The organism is Nocardiopsis sp. iso_186 (assembly GCF_056173365.1).
In genome coordinates, this window is the sequence record NZ_CM149670.1 from 4157992 (window position 1) to 4177849 (window position 19858).

General features: G+C 68.1%; 19 protein-coding genes. 10 read left to right on the forward strand and 9 right to left on the reverse strand.

The genetic code is table 11. The annotated features are described in order from the left end of the window. Positions 1-87 precede the first annotated feature (87 nt). The 4 genes from infB to rimP all read right to left on the reverse strand — a co-directional run bounded on the left by infB (position 88) and on the right by rimP (position 5237). Positions 88-3174, reverse strand: coding sequence for a translation initiation factor IF-2 (gene infB, locus AC0VYP_RS18290; protein WP_475470895.1), 3087 nt, complete (start codon positions 3172-3174; stop codon positions 88-90). 253 nt (positions 3175-3427) lie between these two features. Further along, complete coding sequence (locus AC0VYP_RS18295; protein ID WP_285757890.1) at positions 3428-3661, reverse strand: YlxR family protein; 234 nt, start codon at positions 3659-3661, stop codon at positions 3428-3430. A gap of 34 nt (positions 3662-3695) precedes the next feature. Then, positions 3696-4733 (reverse strand): transcription termination factor NusA, encoded by a 1038-nt coding sequence (gene nusA / locus AC0VYP_RS18300; protein WP_475474288.1) that lies wholly within the window; start codon positions 4731-4733, stop codon positions 3696-3698. Between the two features lie 24 nt (positions 4734-4757). Beyond that, positions 4758-5237 carry a ribosome maturation factor RimP gene (rimP, locus tag AC0VYP_RS18305; protein ID WP_475470897.1) on the reverse strand — a complete coding sequence of 160 codons (480 nt, stop codon included), beginning with the start codon at positions 5235-5237 and terminating at the stop codon, positions 4758-4760. Between the two features lie 305 nt (positions 5238-5542). Here rimP and AC0VYP_RS18310 point away from each other — a divergent pair, with 305 nt between their 5' ends. Continuing rightward, positions 5543-6037 carry a hypothetical protein gene (locus tag AC0VYP_RS18310; protein WP_285757295.1) on the forward strand — a complete coding sequence of 165 codons (495 nt, stop codon included), beginning with the start codon at positions 5543-5545 and terminating at the stop codon, positions 6035-6037. Further along, positions 6034-6492, forward strand: coding sequence for a ferritin-like domain-containing protein (locus AC0VYP_RS18315; RefSeq protein WP_475470899.1), 459 nt, complete (start codon positions 6034-6036; stop codon positions 6490-6492). The genes AC0VYP_RS18310 and AC0VYP_RS18315 overlap by 4 nt, the downstream gene beginning before the upstream one ends. A 96-nt stretch (positions 6493-6588) precedes the next feature. On the opposite strand, the gene AC0VYP_RS18320 is transcribed toward AC0VYP_RS18315, so the two are convergent. Continuing rightward, on the reverse strand, positions 6589-8340 hold the full coding sequence (locus AC0VYP_RS18320; RefSeq protein ID WP_475470901.1) for a proline--tRNA ligase: 1752 nt from the start codon (positions 8338-8340) through the stop codon (positions 6589-6591). A gap of 198 nt (positions 8341-8538) precedes the next feature. Between AC0VYP_RS18320 and AC0VYP_RS18325 the strand changes: the two genes are divergently transcribed. The 3 genes from AC0VYP_RS18325 (at position 8539) to AC0VYP_RS18335 (ending at position 10959) form a co-directional block, all read left to right on the forward strand. Then, positions 8539-9306, forward strand: a complete 768-nt coding sequence (locus tag AC0VYP_RS18325; protein ID WP_285757298.1) for an SAM-dependent methyltransferase — start codon at positions 8539-8541, stop codon at positions 9304-9306. 90 nt (positions 9307-9396) lie between these two features. Next, the gene (locus AC0VYP_RS18330) at positions 9397-10233 is read left to right on the forward strand and encodes a spermidine synthase (RefSeq protein WP_285757299.1); all 837 of its coding nucleotides are present in this window, start codon (positions 9397-9399) and stop codon (positions 10231-10233) included. Positions 10234-10260: 27 nt separating this feature from the next. After that, complete coding sequence (locus AC0VYP_RS18335) at positions 10261-10959, forward strand: aspartate/glutamate racemase family protein (RefSeq protein ID WP_285757300.1); 699 nt, start codon at positions 10261-10263, stop codon at positions 10957-10959. Positions 10960-10976: 17 nt separating this feature from the next. Here the strand turns inward: AC0VYP_RS18335 and AC0VYP_RS18340 are convergent, their stop codons facing one another. After that, positions 10977-11663, reverse strand: a complete 687-nt coding sequence (locus AC0VYP_RS18340; protein WP_285757301.1) for a hypothetical protein — start codon at positions 11661-11663, stop codon at positions 10977-10979. 486 nt (positions 11664-12149) lie between these two features. Here AC0VYP_RS18340 and AC0VYP_RS18345 point away from each other — a divergent pair, with 486 nt between their 5' ends. The 4 genes from AC0VYP_RS18345 to AC0VYP_RS18360 all read left to right on the forward strand — a co-directional run bounded on the left by AC0VYP_RS18345 (position 12150) and on the right by AC0VYP_RS18360 (position 15935). Next, on the forward strand, positions 12150-13070 hold the full coding sequence (locus AC0VYP_RS18345) for a DMT family transporter (RefSeq protein WP_285757302.1): 921 nt from the start codon (positions 12150-12152) through the stop codon (positions 13068-13070). 970 nt (positions 13071-14040) lie between these two features. Further along, positions 14041-14406, forward strand: coding sequence for a hypothetical protein (locus AC0VYP_RS18350; RefSeq protein ID WP_285757303.1), 366 nt, complete (start codon positions 14041-14043; stop codon positions 14404-14406). Between the two features lie 81 nt (positions 14407-14487). After that, the gene (locus tag AC0VYP_RS18355) at positions 14488-15201 is read left to right on the forward strand and encodes a TetR/AcrR family transcriptional regulator (RefSeq protein WP_475470903.1); all 714 of its coding nucleotides are present in this window, start codon (positions 14488-14490) and stop codon (positions 15199-15201) included. 29 nt (positions 15202-15230) lie between these two features. Continuing rightward, positions 15231-15935 carry a DNA alkylation repair protein gene (locus AC0VYP_RS18360; RefSeq protein ID WP_475470904.1) on the forward strand — a complete coding sequence of 235 codons (705 nt, stop codon included), beginning with the start codon at positions 15231-15233 and terminating at the stop codon, positions 15933-15935. A gap of 9 nt (positions 15936-15944) precedes the next feature. Here AC0VYP_RS18360 and AC0VYP_RS18365 read toward each other — a convergent pair whose 3' ends face one another. Further along, on the reverse strand, positions 15945-16946 hold the full coding sequence (locus AC0VYP_RS18365) for an FkbM family methyltransferase (protein ID WP_285757306.1): 1002 nt from the start codon (positions 16944-16946) through the stop codon (positions 15945-15947). A gap of 194 nt (positions 16947-17140) precedes the next feature. Between AC0VYP_RS18365 and AC0VYP_RS18370 the strand changes: the two genes are divergently transcribed. Beyond that, the gene (locus tag AC0VYP_RS18370) at positions 17141-17329 is read left to right on the forward strand and encodes a hypothetical protein (protein ID WP_285757307.1); all 189 of its coding nucleotides are present in this window, start codon (positions 17141-17143) and stop codon (positions 17327-17329) included. Between the two features lie 247 nt (positions 17330-17576). On the opposite strand, the gene AC0VYP_RS18375 is transcribed toward AC0VYP_RS18370, so the two are convergent. Both AC0VYP_RS18375 and AC0VYP_RS18380 read right to left on the reverse strand, forming a co-directional pair. After that, positions 17577-17876 (reverse strand): Dabb family protein, encoded by a 300-nt coding sequence (locus AC0VYP_RS18375; RefSeq protein WP_285757308.1) that lies wholly within the window; start codon positions 17874-17876, stop codon positions 17577-17579. Positions 17877-18017: 141 nt separating this feature from the next. Then, positions 18018-19238 (reverse strand): LPXTG cell wall anchor domain-containing protein, encoded by a 1221-nt coding sequence (locus AC0VYP_RS18380; RefSeq protein ID WP_475470906.1) that lies wholly within the window; start codon positions 19236-19238, stop codon positions 18018-18020. Positions 19239-19858 lie beyond the last annotated feature (620 nt).

Consider the following 19858-nt stretch of genomic DNA (forward strand, 5'->3'; position numbering starts at 1 on the left):
GGAAAAGGCTGCCGCCCCCTTGGACGGCCGGAACACGGGACCGGGCCCCGGCCGTGACGGCTGGGGCCCGGAAACGAACCGACGACCTTAGTCGCGCGGCTTCTCCTGCATCTCGTACGTCTCGATGACGTCGGCGATCCGGATGTCGTTGTAACCGACACCGATACCGCACTCGAAGCCCTCGCGGACCTCGGTCGCGTCGTCCTTGAAGCGACGCAGCGACTCGACGTTGAGGTTCTCGGAGATGACGACACCCTCGCGGATGAGTCGTGCCTTGGTGTTGCGGCGGATGATCCCGTCGCGCACGATCGAACCCGCGATGTTGCCGATGCGCGGAACCTTGAAGACCTCGCGGACCTCGGCGGAACCGAGCTGTACTTCCTCGTAGATGGGCTTGAGCAGACCCTTGACGGCTGCCTCGACCTCATCGATGGCCTGGTAGATGACCGAGTAGTACCGGATGTTGACGCCCATGCGGTCGGCGAGCTCGCTGTTCTTGCCCTCGGGCCGAACGTTGAAGCCGATGATGATGGCGTCGGCGGAAGAGGCGAGGTTGATGTCGTTCTGCGTGATCGCACCGACGCCGCGGCCGATGACACGGATGCCGACCTCGTCGCCTCCGGCGTCGATCTTGAGCAGCGACTCTTCCAGGGCCTCCACCGAACCGGACATGTCGCCCTTGATGAGCAGGAGCAGCTCGTTGCGCTCCCCCTCGGCAAGGGTGGTCTGCCAGTTGTCGAGAGTGACTCGACGGCTGGCCTTCGCCTGCTGGGCGAAACGCTCGCGCGCCTCGCGCTGCTGGGCGATCTGACGGGCCACCCGGTCGTCCTTGACGACCAGGAAGTTGTCACCGGCGCTGGGCACGTTGGTCAGGCCAAGCACCTGGACGGGACGCGACGGCTCAGCGAACTGCACCTGGTCGCCGTTCTCGTCCAGCATCGCCCGCACACGGCCATAGGCATCGCCGCAGACGATCGAGTCGCCCACGTTGAGCGTTCCACGCTGCACGAGGACGGTGGCCATGGAGCCGCGACCGCGGTCCAGGTACGCCTCGATGGCGAGGCCCTGGGCCGGCATGTCGGGGTTGGCCCGCAGGTCCAGCGAGGCGTCGGAGGTGAGCACCACGGCCTCGAGGAGACCGTCGATGTTGATGCCCTGCTTGGCGGAGATGTCCACGAACTGGACGTCGCCACCGAACTCCTCGGCCACCAGGCCGTACTCGGTGAGCTGCGCGCGCACCTTCTGCGGGTCCGCGCCTTCGACGTCGATCTTGTTGACCGCGACGACGATCGGCACATCGGCCGCCTTGGCGTGGTCGATGGCCTCGGCCGTCTGCGGCTTGACGCCGTCGTCGGCCGCGATGACCAGGACCGCGACGTCGGTGGCCTGGGCTCCGCGAGCACGCATGGCGGTGAACGCCTCGTGACCCGGCGTGTCGATGAAGGTGATCCTGCGCTCTTCACCGTTGACCGTGGTGGCCACCTGGTAAGCACCGATGTGCTGGGTGATTCCGCCGGCCTCGCCGCTGACCACGTTGGTGTTGCGGATCGCGTCGAGCAGACGCGTCTTACCGTGGTTGACGTGACCCATGACGGTCACCACCGGCGGACGGGCACGCAGGTCCTCGTCGCCGCCCTCGTCCTCACCGAACTCGATGGAGAAGGACTCCAGCAGCTCGCGGTCCTCGTCCTCCGGGCTGACCACCTGGATGACGTAGTTGAGCTCTTCGCCGAGCAGCTGGAGCGTCTCGTCGGGCAGCGACTGGGTCGCGGTCACCATCTCGCCCAGGTGCATCATGACCTGGACCAGCGACGCCGGGTTGACGTCGATACGGTCACCGAAGTCCGACAGGGACGCCCCGCGGGACAGCCTGATGACCTGGCCGTTGCCACCGGGAATCTTCACGCCGCCGAACGACGGCGCCTGCATGTCGTTGAACTCTTGGCGCCGCTGCTTCTTGGACTTGCGAGCCCGTCCGGGGCGCCCGCCCGGACGCCCGAAGGCACCGGCCGTTCCGCCACCGCGACCACGACCGCCGCCACCGGGACGACCGCCGAAGCCACCAGGACGCGGGCCGCCCGTGCCCGGGCCGCCGCCGGATCCGCTGCGCGGGCCGGCACCGACCGGGCCGCGACCGCCGCCACCGGGACGACCGCCACCACCGCCGCGGCCACCGGGGCCGCCACGACCACCACCGCCGGCCGGGGCCGGACGGGAGGACGGCATGTTCATCGGGCTGGGACGCGGACCACCACCGGGACGCGGGGGGCCACCGGCGCCGGGCCCCGGACGGGGACCGCCTGCGCCGCCCGGACGAGGCGGACCGCCCTGCGGGCGAGGGGCCTGGGGACGCGGAGCGCCGCCGCCGGGACGCGGGGCGCGGTCGCGCTCACCGGCACCGCCACCGGGACGCGGGGCACGGTCACCGCCGGCGGGAGCGCCAGGAGCACCGCCCTGCGGTCCGGGCCGGGGCCCGGGACGCGGAGCGGGCTTGGAGCCCATGCCGGTCGCGGTGGACGCGAAGGGATTGTTGCCCGGACGGGGACCGGAAGGACGCGGCCCCGGTCGGGGACCACCCTTTCCGGACTCGGAACGCTCGGGACGCGGACCACGCTCGGGGCGCGGACCACGGTCACCGGAAGAACGCTCGGGACGCGGACCGCGCTCGGGGCGGTCGGTGCCGCCGGCTGCACGCTCGGGACGCTCGGTACCGCCGGCTGCGCGCTCGGGACGCTCGGGGCGGTCCGGACGCTCGGCCCGCTCGGCAGGCTGGCTCGGCTTACCGGAACCTGCGGCCGGACGAGGTCCGGGACGCGGGCCGGGACGCGGGCCGCTGGCGGCCGGCGCGGTCTCCGGAGCGGAGAAACCGCCGGGCGCGTTGGCAGCAGGACGCGGAGCCGGCTTGGGGCCGGGCTTGGGCGCCGCCGAACGCGGAGCGCCGCCGGCGGATGCCTGCGGCTTGGGCTGCTCGGGACGCGGACGCGGCTTGGGGCCGCTCTTCGCGCCGGAGCCGCCGTTGTTGTTGAAAGCTTCTTGGAGTCGTCGCACAACCGGTGCCTCTATCGTCGAGGACGCCGAACGAACGAACTCACCCATTTCTTGGAGCTTGGCCAGCACGGCCTTGCTCTCCACACCGAACTCTTTAGCGAGCTCGTATACCCGGACCTTCGCCACTGCTCTCCTCTACTTCGGTCCGGGACGTGGGCTTGTGCCGGACCGTCGCTAGCTTGACGTACTCATCGCTGCGTACTCATCGAGCGCTCATCGCAATCTCGACCCGCTTCCGACTCGTCTGTTACACAACAATGGGTCAGTGATGGTCGGATCTGCCGACACAACAAGACCCGCCGTCTGTCTGGTCGTTACAACCGAACAGGCGGCGTGATCATTCCAACCATAATCCAGAACCTCGACCGGCTCGAACCATTTAAACCGCGGTGAAGTGCGCGGCGACACGCGAGGTGTCGAGGCCACGCTCGGCACGGAAGGCCCGCGGCCACACCCGGCGCCGCTGCGCCAACTCCCAACACTGCTGGTCGGAGTGCAAATAGGCGCCTCGGCCAGGCATCCGGTTGGCCAGGTCGCAGACGATAACGTCTTCGTCCAGGGCCAGCCGAACGAGATCGGACTGGGCTGCTCGCGATCGGCAGCCCACGCACATGCGCACGGGGGCCACCTGATCGACTGACTCCAGTCTAGCGCGCCGGTGTGTCACTGGAACCAGCGGCGCGGTCGTTCTCTCCGTCGGCAAGGGCACGGTCTCCCTCGACCGAACTCGCCGCGAGCTCGGCGTCGGAGCGGATGTCGATGCGCCATCCCGTGAGGCGGGCGGCGAGGCGGGCATTCTGCCCTTCCTTGCCGATGGCCAGCGACTGCTGGTAGTCGGGCACCGTGACGCGGGCAACCCGAGCCGCGGCGTCAAGGACCTCGACGTGCGTCACACGAGCAGGCGAGAGCGCGTTGCCGACGAACTGCGCAGGGTCGTCGGAGTAGTTGACGATGTCGATCTTCTCGCCGTGGAGCTCGGCCATGACGTTGCGTACCCGACTGCCGAGGGGACCGATACAGGCTCCCTTGGCGTTGACGCCGGACTTGTTGGACTTGACCGCCATCTTCGTACGGTGTCCGGCCTCGCGTGCGATCGCCGCGATCTCGACGGTGCCGTCGGCAATCTCGGGGACCTCTAGCTGGAAGAGCTTGCGCACCAGGTTGGGGTGCGTGCGCGACAGTGTGACCGAAGGGCCGCGATGCCCCTTGCGCACCTGCACCACATAGGCGCGCAACCGGTCGCCGTGAGTATAGGTCTCGCTGGGGACCTGCTCCTGCGGGGGCAGGATCGCCTCGATCTTGCCGAGGTTGACCAGCACGTTGCGCGGGTCCTTGCCCTGCTGGATGATGCCGGAGACCACCTCGTACTCACGCCCGGCGAACTCGCCCAGGGTGAGCTCGTCCTCGGCGTCGCGCAGACGTTGCAGGATGACCTGCTTCGCGGTGGAAGTGGCGATCCGGCCGAAGTTCGACGGGGTCGCGTCGTACTCACGTACGAACTGGTTCTCCTCGTCGCGCTCCTCGGCCCACACGGTCACATGACCGCTGGGGCTCAGCTCCACTCGGGCAGGGGTGTCAGGCCCCTCTTGACGGTGGTACGCGATCAACAGCGCGTCCTCGATCGCCTTGACGACGAGGTCCACCGAGATGTCCTTTTCGCGCTCCAGACTGCGCAGGACACTCATATCGATATCCACGGGGCTCCCCCTCTAGTCCGCCGCGTCGTCGTCCTCGTGACGGAATTCAACCTGGACCTTGCCGCGCCCCAGGTCAGAGAAGGCGTACTCCTGGCTCTGACCATCGACGTCCAAGGTGACACCCGATTCATCGGCGAGCGTCACTCGTCCCCGTACCTCTCCACCGGCTGCGAGGGAAGCATGAACAAGGCGTCCCCGTGCGCGCCGCCAGTGTCGAGGCTCCGTGAGCGGCCGGTCCACACCGGGTGAGGTCACCTCAAGTACGTACGGAGCCTGCCCCATGACATCAGTCGCGTCAAGCGTGCTGGAGATCGTCTGGCTGACTTCGCCGACGACATCGAGGTTGACCCCGTTGTCGGAGTCGACCACCACCCGGATCAGGCGCCGTTTGCCGACAGGAGTGACCTCTAAGGTCTCCAGGTCAAGGCCGACTTCGGCGAGCACGGGTTCCAGCAGCTGCGCGAGACGGTCATGGCGAGCCTGCGCGCCCATTGGTGGTCCTCCTCGGCGAATTCCGTCCCGCGTCGGTAGCGACGGCGGGGCGGTCCAGCTGTGCACGTAGTCGTCCACTCGCCCATACGAGCGGCGGTTTGATCCAAGAGTATCCACAGTCAGCGGATATCCCGGCATTGTTTCCCGGACCGGGTGGCGCAAATCAGCAGCGCGAGGAGGCGCCACCGGACGGGTCGGCCCCTCCTCCGACACGCGCAGGAGAGGCGCCCACCGTGGAAAGATGGTGCGGCCCAGCCGGTGAGCGCCGGCCGAATCCCCGCCCACCACCATCGAGGAGGCCCCTGTTGCGCCAGGACGCAGTCAGCCGCCGAACGGTCTTCGCAGGCGCGCTCGTGGCCACGCTGGGTGCCTGCGGCTGCCAGGGCACGCGCTGGTATCCGCATGAGATCTCCCCCGACGAACACCTGCTGCGGTCGGCTATCGCGGAGGAGGAAACACTCATCGCCCGGTATCAGGCGTTGATCCGCTCTCTCGACGAGGACGAGACAGGATTTCTCGGCGACTGCCTGAAGCGCCACGAGCGGCATCGTGCGGCCCTGGTGGAACGACTGCCCGAGTCGGCTGAGACGGTACTTCCGACAGAACCGAGCCGTGGACCCGGCCCAGAAGCCGAACCCGACGAGGACGTGACGCGGATCGGTGTGGCCGAGCAGGCAGCGTCAACGAACCGGATGCGTCAACTGACCGAGGTCTTTGACCCCGCCCTGGCCCAATTGCTGGCCAGCATCGGCGCGTGCGAAGCATCCCACGCCTACTTGATCCTGGGACCCAACCGATGAGTACCACCCCACCGAGTCCGGACCCGACAGGCAGCGAACTTCCGGGAGTCAACTCCCTACAGGACGCGCTGCATGCGGAGCACGCGGCGGTCTACGGCTACTCCTACTTGGGAGCACAGGCGTCGGAGCGCTTCGAGGAAGCCTTCCGGGAAAGGTTCAACGCTCACCGCGCACAGCGCGACGCAGTGCGCACAGCGCTGGTGGAGCGTGCTGCGGAGCCGGTGGCCGGGGCGGCAGCATACGCGCTGCCCGACGACACCGACGAGGATTCACTGGTCAACCACGCCGACCTGCTGGAGCAGGTCGCCGCCCAGGCATATCTGGAGTTGGCGGGGTGCACCGACCCGGAACTACGCGACCTGGCCGGACGCTCCCTGCGACAGACCGCTCTGAGCAGGGCGGCACTCGCACTCCCGCTGGGCCCCTTCCCGGGTTTTCCCGGCGAGGAGCTCTGACCCGGCCCCGGCAGCGGGAGAAACCACCGTGGCGGGTGCGCCGCGCTGACCGCAATCGCGCCGCACCCGCCGAACGTGTGGGCAATCCATGCCCGGCTACACGCCGCCGACGATGCCGGCGACCGTGTTGACGACCGTGTCCAGGGCCACCTCCGACCGCTCACCGGTGGCGCGGTCGCGGAGCTCGACCACTCCCCCAGCCAGTCCCTTGCCCACGATCACGCAGGTGGGGATACCCAGCAGTTCGGCGTCGGTGAACTTGACCCCGGGCGAGACACCCTTGCGGTCGTCCACGAGTACCCGGACCCCCCTGGCCTGGAGTTCCTCGGCCAGGCGAAGCGCGACCTCGATCTGCTCCCCCTTGCCGGTGCCGACCACGTGCACGTCGGCGGGCGCGATGGCCCGCGGCCAGACGATTCCCTTGTCGTCGTGGGACTGCTCGACGATCGCGGCCACCGCACGGGAGACCCCGATGCCGTAGGACCCCATGGTGACGCGCTTGGGCTTGCCGTCGGGTCCCAGCGCGTCGAGGGAGAACGCGTCGGCGTACTTGCGCCCCAGCTGGAAGACATGCCCGATCTCGATGCCGCGCGCAGCGATCAGGGTTCCCCGGCCGTCGGGTGAGGCGTCGCCCTCGCGGACCTCGGCTGCCTCGATGGTCGCGTCAGGGGTGAAGTCGCGGCCGCACACGAGGTTGACGACATGGCGCCCCTGCTGGTCGGCGCCGGTGACCCAGGAGCTTCCCGACACGACGCGCGGGTTGACGAAGTAACGCAGCTTGTTGTCGAGCAGGGCGCGGGGACCGATGTACCCCTTGACGAGGAAGGGGTTGGCTGCGAAGTCGGCCGCGTCGAGGAGTTCGACCTCGGCGGGCTCCAGGGACGCCTCGATCCGCTTCATGTCAACCTCGCGGTCGCCGGGGATGCCGACGCCGATGATCTCCCACTCCGCCTCACCGGGCCTGCGGATCTTGAGCAGGACGTTCTTGAGGGTGTCGGCTGCGGTGAACTCCCTGCCCAGGCCCGCCGCGTTGAAGAAGTCCACCAGAGTTTGGATCGTGGGGGTGTTCGGGGTGTCGTGCACCTGCGCCTCAGGCAGACCCTCGATCGCGCGGGCTGGGGGCGCGGGGGTGACGACGGCCTCGACGTTGGCAGCGTAACCGGACTCGGTGCTGCGCACGAACGTGTCCTCGCCGCTGGGCGCGACCGCGAGGAACTCCTCGGAGGCCGAGCCTCCCATTGCGCCGGAGGTCGCCTTGACGACCACGTACTCCAGGCCCAGCCGGTCGAAGATCCGGATGTAGGCGGCGCGGTGGGCGTCGTAGGAAGCCTGGAGCCCCTCGTCGTCGATGTCGAAGGAGTAGGAGTCCTTCATGTGGAACTCCCGGCCACGCAGGATTCCGGCGCGGGGCCGGGCCTCGTCCCGGAACTTCTCCTGGATCTGGTAGAGCACGACCGGGAAGTCCTTGTACGAGGTGTACTCGCCCTTCACCAGAAGGGTGAACAGTTCCTCGTGGGTGGGGCCGAGCAGGTAGTCGGCCCCTTTGCGGTTGACGAGACGGAAGAGGTTGTCGCCGTACTCGGTCCAGCGGTTGGTGGCCTCGTAGTACTCGCGGGGAAGCAGCGCGGGGAGAAGGACCTCCTGCCCGCCGATCCGATTCATCTCCTCGCGGACCACCGAGGCCACGTTGTCCAGGACGATCTTGCCCAGGGGCAGCCAGGAGTAGACGCCCGGCGCCGCCCGGCGCACGAAGCCGCCGCGGACCAGGAGCTGGTGGCTGGGCACCTCGGCGTCCGCCGGGTTCTCACGCAGGGTGCGCAGGAACAGGTTCGACATCCGCAGTAGCACGGCCACTCCTTGATAGGGCGCGGAAAAGCTCCGCTGAAAAGCGTTCGGGGCCACGACTCATATGACGGTCGCGGAAGGTGTTCCCAGGCTAGCGCTCTCCACCGAGGCTCGTGGACGGCGCCCAGCAGGGGCCTCGATGACGGGTCGGCGCAGAAAACCAGACGGATTCCGCCGGACGAACCATTAGCCTGCCTGGCCATGACCGCTCTCCCTGCGCCCAGGCGCTTCTCCCGGCTCGACTTCAACTCCCCGTTGTCCGGCCGGCGGGCCGACGCGATCGCGCGACGGCTGGCGGAAAGCTCCCCCACCACCGTGGCCGACCTGGGCTGCGGCTGGGGCGAACTGCTCCTGCGGATCCTGGAGCGCACCCCTGGAGCAACCGGGACCGGGATTGACACCGACACCGAACTGCTCGGCCGGGGCCGAGCCAACGCCGCAGCCCGTGGCCTGTCCGACCGGGTGGTGTTCAGCGCAGGGCCGGCCGGTTTCCGGCGTGCTCCCGTGGACCTCGTGGTCTCCGTCGGGGCCAGTCATGCCTTTGCTGACGACACCGCTCCTCGTGCCGACTCCGAGGCAGCGTTGCGGGCGTTGCGCGGGGCCGTCGGCCCAGGAGGACGGGTCCTGTTCGGCGAGTGCTTCTGGCGCCGCCCGCCCGGCACCGAGGAGATCGCGGCATTGTGGCCCGACTTTTCCACCGACGAGTACACTGACCTGCCCGGACTCGTGGACCAGGCGATCGCAGCGGGGTTTCGCCCGTTGTGGATCGAGACCGCGGACGACGACGAATGGGAGCACTTCCAGTCGGGGTTCCTCTCCGACCGGGAGGAATGGCTCTTGGAACACGGGGACCGTCCCGAGGCCGATCACGTACGCGCCCAAACGGACCTGCTGCGCAATGCATGGCTGCGCGGCCATCGCGACTCCCTGGGCTTCGCTTATCTCACCCTCGGTGTGGCGCGAGACTGACAGGTCCCCCGCCGCGGTGCCGCGACGGTGCGTCTAACGTGGCTCTGGGCCGCTCGGTCCAAGGCAACGAGAGCGACGGGGTGAACACGGATGGGCAGGCGCGGCACCGAAAGCGCTGAACAGCCGGCGATGGAACTGCTGCGCGACAACGAACGTCCCGACTCCTGGGTTCTGGTGGTCGGAGGCACTCCTCAGTCGCACGTGGACCTGGCCGATCCCACGTACTTGGATTTCGAATACGTACGTCGGCTGGGCCATGTCGCGGACCTCGCCGCTCCCGAGCGCACCCCCATCGAAGCGTTCCATCTGGGGGCGGGGGGCCTGACGTTGGCCCGCTACGTGTCGGCGACCCGCCCGGGATCGCGTCAGCGCGCCGTGGACATCGACCCCGCGCTGATCGAATTGGTACGGCGCGATCTCCCATGGGATCGACGCACCGACCTACGGGTAGGCACAGGTGATGCGCGCGCCTGGCTGGCAGCCCGCCGTGACGCGTCGGCCGACCTGGTCGTCTGTGACGTCTTCGCCGGAGCACGCACCCCGGCGCACCTCACTTCGGTGGAGTTCGCGTCCGACGCCGCCAGGGTGCTGCGCGCAGGCGGCGTGTACGCGGTGAACGTGGGCGACGGGCACTCCCTCTCCCATGCGCGGGCGCAGGTCGCCACCCTCGGTGAGGCATTCGCACACGTCGCGCTGGTCGCGGAGCCGTCGGTGCTGCGGGGCCGCCGGTTCGGCAATCTGGTCCTGGTCGCGTCCGACCGTGCCCTACCGGTGGAAGAGCTGACCCGACGCGCCCACCGCGACCCGGACATGGCACGCCTGCTGTGCGACGGTGAATTGGAGCGGTTCGCCGCGGGTGCGCACCCGGTGCACGATTCGGGTGCGCACGATTCTCCTGCTCCGCCACAGGACGTCTTCGGTCGCTGAGCGGCCACTGCGCAGATAGGGAACGGGATGCTCACGATCGGAATGCTTGGCGGAATGAGCTGGGAGAGCAGCGCCCAGTACTACCGGTTGGCCAACGAGATGGTCCGCGAGCGGCTCGGTGGACTGCATTCGGCTCGCTGTGTGCTGGTGTCCCTCGACTTCGCCGAGGTCGAGCGGCTGCAATCGGCGGGTGAGTGGGCGAAGGCGGGGCTGCTCCTCGCCGAGGCCGCCCAGCGCGTCGAGGCAGCGGGGGCCGATCTCCTGTTGCTGTGCACCAACACCATGCACCGGGTCGCCGCCGAGGTCGAGGCGGCGGTGGGCATTCCCCTGATCCACCTGGCCGACGCGACGGCGGCAGCCGTGCTCGCCGCCGGTGTGCGCACCGTGGGGCTGCTGGGCACGGCGTTCACGATGGAGCAGTCCTTCTACCGGGACCGCCTCGCCTCGCACGGTCTCGACATCCGTGTTCCGTCCGCCGAGGACCGGGCCCTGGTGCACCGGATCATCTACGAGGAACTGTGCGTCGGCCGGGTCCTGGCCTCCTCACGACAGCAGTACCGCGGCGTCATCGAGAGGTTGGTGACCGACGGCGCGGAAGGGGCGATCCTGGGGTGCACCGAGATCGAACTGCTCATCGGCGCCGGGGACAGCCCGGTCCCGGTCTTTCCGACTACCCGATTGCATGTGGCAGCCGCGGTCGAGCGGGCGCTGATCGCGTCCGGGTGAGCGGATACGGGACACGATCAAGGCGAAAGCTCGTGGTCGATCAGCCGACTGAATTCGGGTGAGTGCCTGATCTGCACGCCCCCGTCGGGAGTGGGCCGGGCGGACATCCCGCTGACCCGGCCGTCCCTCCACCAGAGGAGTTGGTCGCTGACCGGCGGTGCGCTTGCGGCGAGCGGACGGAAGGTCTGGTGCAGGAAGGGGAGCATCGGCAGGGACCGCCGGCTGCGCAGTACCGCGTAGATCATCGTGTTGCTGTCCGGAAGCATCACCACCGCACCGAAGGGCAGGGGTGCGCGGACCAGATCGGGGAGCCGCATCACGTGCGCGGTGCCGGGCCAGTCGATGCCGCTGACGACGTGGACGTCGGTATCGGCACCGCTGGTCAGGGTGTAGCCCTGGAACCGGTCGTGGGCCATGTTGGCCAGCGCGGTGAACCACAGGTCCTGTTTGGTACGTCCCCACACCTGGGCGTGCCGCTTGTCCAGGACAACGCCTGCGTAGTTGCCGGGGCCGGTTCGGTACACCAGGAGTGCGGTCAACTCGGGATTGACGGAGTAGGCCAGTTTGTCGGTCCCCATGGCGGTGGCGTCACCGGTGAGAAGAATCCTCAGCCGGGGTGCGGCGGCAGGGAAGGGGAGGTGCAGGAGCTGGTCGTGCACGTGGTCGCTGGGCCCGGAGGGGCGGCCGGGATACGGCAGGTTCATCAGTACTGGGTCGCTTCCCTAGCGGTGGCTCACCGGAACCGACTCGCAACCCGGCCGACCAGTGCTTTTCCTGAGTCGCACGGTATCGCGCGACGATGACAGGCATGTCTTCGCCCCGGGCCGCTCATCGGAGGGGGCGCGGTCGTACGGCTCGTCGTCGTCCCCTTCGCCCCGTACAGCCGCTGGTCCACGTCTCTACTTTCCACGAAGACACCGCGCACCTGATCGGGTGCGGTGTCCGTCCGGTTGCGCATCGGCGGCCCCCGAGGAACGGGGACGGGCACCAGGCGTTCACCGGACCTGCCGGAAGAAGCGGGTGCGCAGTGCGCTAAATTCATCGGCATGACGCACCAGGCCGGACGCTTCGTCACTCCCCCGCCGCACGCCCACTAGGGGCGCTTGTACGGGGGCCGCCTGCGAGGCGGTCCGACGATCAACGACGCCCCACGACGACATTCTTTTCCTCCGTCAACGGGTGTTTTCTTCATGTCCGATTCCGTTTCCACGGTGCCTGGTACCGCTGCCGGTAAACAGGGCCTGTTTCTTCTGACAGCGGCAGGAGTGCTCTGGGGGACCGGTGGTCTCGCGGGTGCGACCCTGCAAGCGTTCACCGATGTCCAGCCGCTGGCCACCGCGTCCTACCGGCTGCTGGTCGGCGGCGCGCTGGCCACCCTCGCGCTCTTGCTCATGGGCCGGTTGCGACAGGTGCCACGCTCAGGAGCCGCCCTGCGCAGGGTGCTTGGCGCCGGAGTGCTGCTGGCCCTGTTCCAAGCCGCGTACTTCATGTCGATCTCGTTCACCTCGGTGAGCCTGGCCACGCTGATCACCATCGGCAGCGTGCCTGTGTTCGTCACGGCGGCGACCACGGTGCTGGAGCGACGCGCCCCCGGGCCCGCACTGCTGGGTGCGGTGGGCTGCGGGGTTGTGGGGCTGGCGCTGCTGGTCCAGTCCCCCGGAGGGTCCGGGAGCGGCACCGATACCGTCTTGGGGGCCGGGTTCGCACTCGCCGCAGGCGCGGGATTCTCCGCACTGACCTTGCTCAACCGTCTCCCGGTTCCGGGACTCGACCCACTGGGCATCACCGCGCTGGGCTGCCTGGCCGGGGGCCTGATGCTGCTGCCCGCGGGGCTGGTCACGGGCATGGCCTTCACCCCGACTCCGCTGTCGCTGGGCGTGCTGCTCTACATGGGAGCGGCCCCCACCGCGCTGGCCTACCTGGCCTACTTCGGTGGTCTGCGCAAGGCTCCGGCCACGGCTGCGGCACTGGCTGCGGTGCTGGAGCCGTTGACGGCGACCCTGTTGTCGATCGCACTGCTGGGCGAGACGCTCAGCCCGATCGGCACCGTGGGCGCCTGTCTCCTGTTGGGCGGAGTGCTGCTGGAATACGTCCGGCCAAGGGCGGGGTAACGCCCGATGGGGTGTGGGCGGCGCCGGGACGGCCCTGTGCGTACTGGCCCGTCCTGAGCGGGGCGTTGGCGGTGACGACGGGGGCTTCGGGGCCACGCTGGTCGAGACACGTCGGCGTTGGCCTTGGGGCCGGCCCCCGTTCCTGGTTGCGGTGGGCATCGAACGACCGTGCCGGCGGCCGGTCCAGAGGCGTTGACGATGGTCGTACCCGTTCTTCCGGTCATGGCGATAGGGCAGATCTGGCTCTACCGAATGCTGCGCCGCCCTGCTGTCGTGTCCGGTTTCTTCGCTTGAGTTCCACGCATTCTCACCTGCGGAATTCCTAAACCCCGACGTGACCGGGTTGCCGAATCCGGCCAATGCGATTGGTGATCTTGCCCGCTGGGAAACCCAGTTGTCGTAATGGGCAGACGCGTTCTCGGCGCTCACGCGGCTACCGGAACCAGGATTTCGAGGAGGAACCATGACCACGTCCGACCCGAATGCCCGCAGCGGTTGCAGTTGCGGTTCTGGTTGCAGTTGCGGTTGTCAGAGCGGTGGCTCGTGCAGTTGTAGTGGCGGCTGCTGACCGAGGTCTGTACCGCATACCCCCCGAAGAACCACTCTGAGCGACGAAGCCCCCTTCCCGCCGGCAGTGGAGCGCGGGTCGTCCCAAGCCCCCGGGACGACCCGCGCGTTTTTTCCGAGTTCGGTTATCGCCCCAGCAGGCAGGGGCCGCTTGCTGGGGCGATAGGTCTCAGGCGGCCCCTTGTGCCAATGCGCGCTCGGCCAGTTCGCCGGTCCGAAACCGTGGGTGGGCTCGCGCGAAAGAAGAACCCGCTACCCTGAGTCAATTCGCGGCGCGCCGGGACCTCACGGCACACCGCATTCTCTCCCGCGACCGAAAACGATCATCGGCTACTTTCTGTGTACGCTTGATCGCGATTATCGTCCGGGGTAGCCCAGAGTTCCGGTCGGGGGAAACACATCGATGTCCATTGACATGTACACGTCGGAAACAGGACGGCTCGATGAGCACGAGCGACTGCGAATGTACCTGGAGGGGGTGCGCGAGCGCGCCGCCACGGCCGTCACCTGGAGACCCGAGCTCATCGAGCCCTTCTCCCCCTCTGGCACAGAGGCGCCGACACGACGCACCGACACTTCGTTTCACGCCAGCGCCCGCCAGGAGGTCAGTGCCCTTGCCGAGTTCTGTCTGACCTTGTTGGACCTGCATCGCCCCCGTGATGCCGGCGGAATCTCCAGCGCCCCCGCGGCGGCGATGCGTCGGTGCAACTGCTGCATGCTGCGTTGGCCCTGCCCCACTGTGCAGGAAATGTCGCAGCTGTTGAAGTGAGCGGGCGCGGGGCACCGATGTCCGAGGACAGGGACCGCCGAACCTGACAAGCGATTGGACAGGTCGCCCGTAATGAGGGACGTGAATACCAGCAGCGACGACGTTTCCGTTACCCACGGTGACGAAAATCGGGCGGGTCCGGCGGCTACCGGCCAGCGCGGGCACGGCCGTCGCCAGAGCGGTTCGGCACCGCTCGTGTCGCAACGTCGCGGCTCACTCGTGCGACTGGCCGCCGAACTGTTCGCCCGGAAGGGCTTCCAAGCCACGACCGTACGCGAAATCGCTGACAAGGCCGGAATCCTTTCCGGAAGCCTGTACCACCACTTCGATTCCAAGGAATCGATTGTGGACGAGATCCTGTCCTCCTACCTGGAGGAGTTGCTGCGGGACTACCGTGCGGCGATCGCTGCGGGCGGCACCTCTCGCGAGTTACTGGCCCGGTTGATCACGGTCGCCTACGCCTCCATCGAACCGCACCGGGCCGCGATCACCGTCGTACAGAACGACTGGCAGTACCTCCGGCAGTTTCCACGCTTCGCGTATCTGGACCGCTCCGAGAAGGAGATCGAGGAGCTTTGGCTGGACGTCATCGTGGCGGGTCGGGCCAGTGGCGCCTTCCGCGAAGGCGCGGACGCCAAGCTGACCTACCGGATGATCCGCGACACCATCTGGGTGACGGTTCGTTGGTATCGGCCAGATGGCCCACTCGGCACGTCCGACCTCGCGGCCCATTTCATGACGGTGCTGTTCGACGGCATCGGCACGGACGGGCAACCGGGCGCGCCCAGCCTGTGACCTGCGGCGGGGCCGACATAATGTGGCGTATGACCGCACACTTGGGATTGATCGCCGCCGTCCGCGAGCGATTGCGGTCGGCGGCCGACCCCTCCGATGCCGGTCCGATGCAACAGCACGCACGGTCGGATCTGCCTTTCCACGGGGTGCGCGCCTCTTCACGACGGTCGGTGTTCGCGGACGTGTTCACTGCCCACCCGATCCATGGGGCGGGGAACTGGGAGGACACCGTCCGCACCCTGTGGCGCGTGGCCTCGCACCGGGAGGAACGCTACGCGGCCGTGGAACTGACCGGCCATCCGCTCTACTCGGGCCACCAGACCCCGGCCGTCGTCAACTTGTACGAGGATCTAGTGGTGGCGGGCGCGTGGTGGGACTACGTGGACGTGATCGCCCCCCGCAGGGTGGGACCGCTTCTGCGCGCCCACCCCTTGGAATTGCGGCCTCTGGTCGGCAGCTGGTCCCTGGGAACCGATCCGTGGCTGCGTCGCGCCGCGATCCTGTGCCAGTTGGGATCGCGGGAACAGACCGACACCGATTTGCTGTTCGCGAGCATCGAGCCCAGCATCGGACACCCCGATCTCTTCGTCAGGAAGGCGATCGGCCGAGCCCTTCGTGAGCACGCCAAAACCGACCCCGGCTCGGTACTGAAGTTCACCGCCGAGCACGGGGACAGGATGTCGGGGCTGTCCCTGCGCGAGGCGCTCAAGCACCTGGAGTCTGCGCAGGCCTGACCCTTCCGTTCAGCCGACCGGACTGGTGCCGGCCACGCGGTCGGCACCGGCGGCGACAGGGATACCGATCTCGGCCAGTGCGGCGGGTGTGCGCGTGGTGAAGTACCAATCCCGAAACCTCGGGTGCGCCGCCAGTTCCCCTGCCGGAGCAAGCGCGCGCTCACCGACCAGGTGGAAACGGTAGCCGTACGGTTCCAGTAGGGCGCGCAGCCGTGCGCAGTCCGCGTCGGGGAGCACCTCGCACAGGATGTCGGGGTGGTGGGCGGCAAGGAAACGTTCACCGTGCTCGAAGACTGTCGTCTCCGTCCCTTCGACGTCCACCTTCATCAGCACCGGGCTTCCATGGGGCACCTGGTCGGTGAACTCGTCGAGGGCGACCACCCGCACCGGGACGCCGTCGGCGAACTCCAGTTCGCTCGAATAGAAACAGGGCAGGGCAGAGTCACCGGACGCAGCAGGCATCGTGACCTGGGCGGTGGGATCTCCGACACCGGTGTGGTGCAGCGTGACACGGTGCAGTACCCGGTTGCGCACAGCATTGTCGAACAGGGCCCGGTAGACCTCGGGCACGAGCTCGAAGGCGTGTGCGCGCAGATCGGGGTTGACGGCGGTCCCCACGAGGGTGAACAGCCCGGTGTAGGCACCCACGTCGAGCAGCGCTCCTGCTTTTCGGGCGGCCGCCGCGAACACCTGGACGGCGAGGTCGTCAGCAGGCTGGGGTCGCCTCCCCTGCCCCCAGTAGAGCTCCTTGGCGATCACACAGCGGGCCGGAGCGAGCATCACGTACTCCGCGTCCGCGACCTTTCCGGTGACCTCGCCGATCGCGGCCGGAGCAGGCAGCCGACCCGTTGCGCGCAGTTGCGGGGCGACAACACCGACCGCTCCACGCATCGCAAGGTTGGGCAGTCGCCAGCCCAGCAGCGTCTTGACGTGTTTCTTGGCTCCGTACCAGCTCCGCCTACGGCCGACTTCCCCGGTCCGATAATCGTTCGATTCGTTCGACTGCGGCATGCCAGGCTCCCGTTCGCCAGGGGTGAGGGGCTTGCGGCCCACGGGTGCCGACCTTCCCTGTTCCACCGATTCCATGCTGACACGGACCGGCCGACCATCATCTGCACAACACCCAATTCGACACCCTGGGCTACAGTTAAACTACACAGAGTAATCAAACGAGACTGGTTTCCACCTCGCCCAGGAGATGACCGATGTTCGACCGTTTTCCCTCCACCCGCGTCGCCGCACTGCTCGCAACCGCAGCACTGGCAGGCGGTATCGGCTCGGTGATGGGGTTCGGTATCCCCGAAGACGCCTACGACCTTCTTGAGGACGGCCGTGACAACTCCGTCCACCTGCTGAGTGCTGCCGAACCGCACACCGGCCGCGTAGCCGTCTAGCGAAACACGGTGGGCGTGGGTGGGGGTGTCCCCGCCCCGCCCACCGGTGGACATCGACCACCGACGACGCCTTGGATGGTGCGGTCGAGCGGGCAGGTCTTCATCCGGTCCCGAAACGGTGCAGGGGCCGGGGGCCGTCCTCTCCGCGCTTTTCCTGTGCAGATGCCACCGGTCCTGCCGAACGCCGATCCGATCGAGGGCCCGGAAGAGCAGCGGTGGCACCACCCGGAAAGCCGGGCCGGCCCGCCTAGAGTTCGATACCGAACTGCACGGCAGCGCGGTCGGCGAGAAGCGGCCTGATGACGGCCAGCGCCGCCTGATGCTCGGGATGCCGCTGGTAGGCGAGGAAGTCCTGTTCCGTCTCGACATCGGCGACCACGGCGAAATCGTAGTTCCCCGACCCTATTCCCAGGTCCGGACCGAACCCGTACCCCTTCAACTCCGCAATGACGCCGGGCAGCGTGCCCAGTACGGCCCCCACCCTCTCGACCTGCTCTGGCGAGACGCCCTCGTTCCAACGAAACAGCGCGATGTGCCGAATACCCATGCCCCGAACCTAATGGCTTCGCGACGACTCACGGTCTGGCCTGGCCGTACGAGCGGCACATCGGCGAAAACGGCGACGGGCCCGGAGGAGTGTCCCCCGGGCCCGGAACCGGCGCTGCCTCAGGCCGTGAAGGCCGAAGCCCTACGCCTGGGTGGCCTCCACCGAAGCGGTGGACTTCTTACGACGGGCGAAGTACAGCGCGGCACCGCCGCCGCCGAGCACCAGTGCCGAACCGGCCGCGATCAGGCCGCCCAGCGAGGATCCGGTGGTGGGCAGGGCGTTGTCCACCTTGTCCTTGTCCACCTTGTCCTTGATGGCACCGCTGGGCTGCTCGTTGTCGCCCGTGCCGCCGCCTTTGCCGGGACCGGTGCTGCCGCTACCGGGACCGCCCTCGCCGACCTCCTCTCCCACCGACACCGAGGAGCCGATGTAGAGCTCACCCACGTGCTCGCCGCCGAGGTGGATCTCGGCGCCCAGCGTCGAGGTGGCCCACTCCTGATCGCTGTCGGCCCAGGAGAAGAACTGGACCTTGATCGGAACCTTCTCCCCGTCAACGTTGACAGTGCTGGTCACGACCCCGTCGGATCCGGGCTCCTGGCCGAAAGCGGTGGCCGTCCCGTACTCCAGGGTCGCCTCGTGGTCACCACCGGCGGTAACGGTGGCCGCGGACTCCACCCCGGTGAAGGCGATGTTCACAACGGTGTTGGCGTCCCCGGAGACCAGGGTGGTGCTACCGGAGTCCAACAGGAGCACGGGGGCGATCTCGGGCGTCTCTTCTTCGACGGGGACCTCGTCGCTGCCTTCGCCTGCCTCGGGGAGTTCCTCCGCGGGCGGGGTCGCCTCCTCGGTGGGCTCGACGGGCGGGGCCTCGGCACCGGTGTCGGTGTCGTCGGGCGCGGGGGGCGCATCTGGGGCCGGAGTGGTGGAGGGCGCGGGGGGCGGCTCCGCCTCGGCAAGCACACCCTCGTCGTCGGCCTCGTCGGGCTCCTGCTCCTGGAGTGTGAAGAGGTCTTCGACGGTCATGGTGAGTCTCGCGCTGCGCACCGACGAGGTTGCGGAGGCCGTTGACGCGTTGACGTTGACCGTGGTGGTACCCGCGACCTTGAGGAAGGGCGTGAGCGAGCCGTAAACATTGGACTGGTCGGAGCTGGCGCTGCCGTCCCAGGTCTCCACGAAACCGACGATGCCGGAATAGTAGCCCGTCTCACCGCTGATGAACGCCTCTGCCAGGGAGCTGGCAGCGTAGCCCTCCCACTCCGGCTCCGCCGCCGCGGGAGCCGCTGCGGCGAGCCCGACCGCACCGAGTGCGACGAAGGCCGCTCCCCCGCGCAGGACGCGGTGGAAAGTCGTGGACTGAGCCATTGGGGACACTCCTTGAGTGTTCTGTGGCCTCTGCGAGGCACCGGGGCAGGACGATTCGGATCCGCAGCGGGGAGAAAACCGACGCCGAAGGATCGAAGGTCTGCCGAAAAGGGGGATGACATGGCGGGTGTCGGTGTCTGACGAACCGGACGGAGCACTCACGGACCGGCACAACCGACACAGCCCGGACGTACGCGGTAGGCGAATCGGGGAAACCACTTCGCCGGAACCGAACATAGTGGGAGAAAAGCGAGAGATCTCCGGTTTTTGGTCACCAAGATGTCTCAATTCGGCCCGTCAGAACTCCGCTACGGAATGCACTCAGCTTCGCGCACGATCAAGGGACTCGAGGTGGCCCAGTCGAATTGAAGCACATTCACCCGACAGCAACCTGGGGCAACATGTCCGCTGTCCGGCTACGGCCGTCGGTGAGATTCTTACCGAATCCGGTAAACCGATCGGCCGCGCGTGGAATACGGCCCTCGTTCAGGGATGTCCGAAACGGAGACGAGCACTCCCAGAGGCACCAGAGCCGTTGTGTGCGGGGCTACCCCACGGTGCGCACGTCCTCACGGGCCGCGCGCAAGCCGGAGGCCGCCTCGACCCTGTGGGACGCCACG

What these genes read in the sequence shown, in the direction of transcription:
- AC0VYP_RS18370 (WP_285757307.1), top strand. Translation starts at nt 17,141, where the DNA reads ATGTTCGACCGTTTTCCCTCCACCCGCGTCGCCGCACTGCTCGCAACC.
- nusA (WP_475474288.1), bottom strand. Translation starts at nt 4,733, where the DNA reads ATGAGTGTCCTGCGCAGTCTGGAGCGCGAAAAGGACATCTCGGTGGAC.
- AC0VYP_RS18375 (WP_285757308.1), bottom strand. Translation starts at nt 17,876, where the DNA reads ATGGGTATTCGGCACATCGCGCTGTTTCGTTGGAACGAGGGCGTCTCG.
- AC0VYP_RS18340 (WP_285757301.1), bottom strand. Translation starts at nt 11,663, where the DNA reads ATGAACCTGCCGTATCCCGGCCGCCCCTCCGGGCCCAGCGACCACGTG.
- AC0VYP_RS18350 (WP_285757303.1), top strand. Translation starts at nt 14,041, where the DNA reads ATGTCCATTGACATGTACACGTCGGAAACAGGACGGCTCGATGAGCAC.
- AC0VYP_RS18360 (WP_475470904.1), top strand. Translation starts at nt 15,231, where the DNA reads ATGACCGCACACTTGGGATTGATCGCCGCCGTCCGCGAGCGATTGCGG.
- AC0VYP_RS18325 (WP_285757298.1), top strand. Translation starts at nt 8,539, where the DNA reads ATGACCGCTCTCCCTGCGCCCAGGCGCTTCTCCCGGCTCGACTTCAAC.
- AC0VYP_RS18380 (WP_475470906.1), bottom strand. Translation starts at nt 19,238, where the DNA reads ATGGCTCAGTCCACGACTTTCCACCGCGTCCTGCGCGGGGGAGCGGCC.
- AC0VYP_RS18365 (WP_285757306.1), bottom strand. Translation starts at nt 16,946, where the DNA reads ATGCCGCAGTCGAACGAATCGAACGATTATCGGACCGGGGAAGTCGGC.
- AC0VYP_RS18345 (WP_285757302.1), top strand. Translation starts at nt 12,150, where the DNA reads ATGTCCGATTCCGTTTCCACGGTGCCTGGTACCGCTGCCGGTAAACAG.
- AC0VYP_RS18330 (WP_285757299.1), top strand. Translation starts at nt 9,397, where the DNA reads ATGGGCAGGCGCGGCACCGAAAGCGCTGAACAGCCGGCGATGGAACTG.
- AC0VYP_RS18295 (WP_285757890.1), bottom strand. Translation starts at nt 3,661, where the DNA reads ATGTGCGTGGGCTGCCGATCGCGAGCAGCCCAGTCCGATCTCGTTCGG.
- AC0VYP_RS18315 (WP_475470899.1), top strand. Translation starts at nt 6,034, where the DNA reads ATGAGTACCACCCCACCGAGTCCGGACCCGACAGGCAGCGAACTTCCG.
- rimP (WP_475470897.1), bottom strand. Translation starts at nt 5,237, where the DNA reads ATGGGCGCGCAGGCTCGCCATGACCGTCTCGCGCAGCTGCTGGAACCC.
- AC0VYP_RS18335 (WP_285757300.1), top strand. Translation starts at nt 10,261, where the DNA reads ATGCTCACGATCGGAATGCTTGGCGGAATGAGCTGGGAGAGCAGCGCC.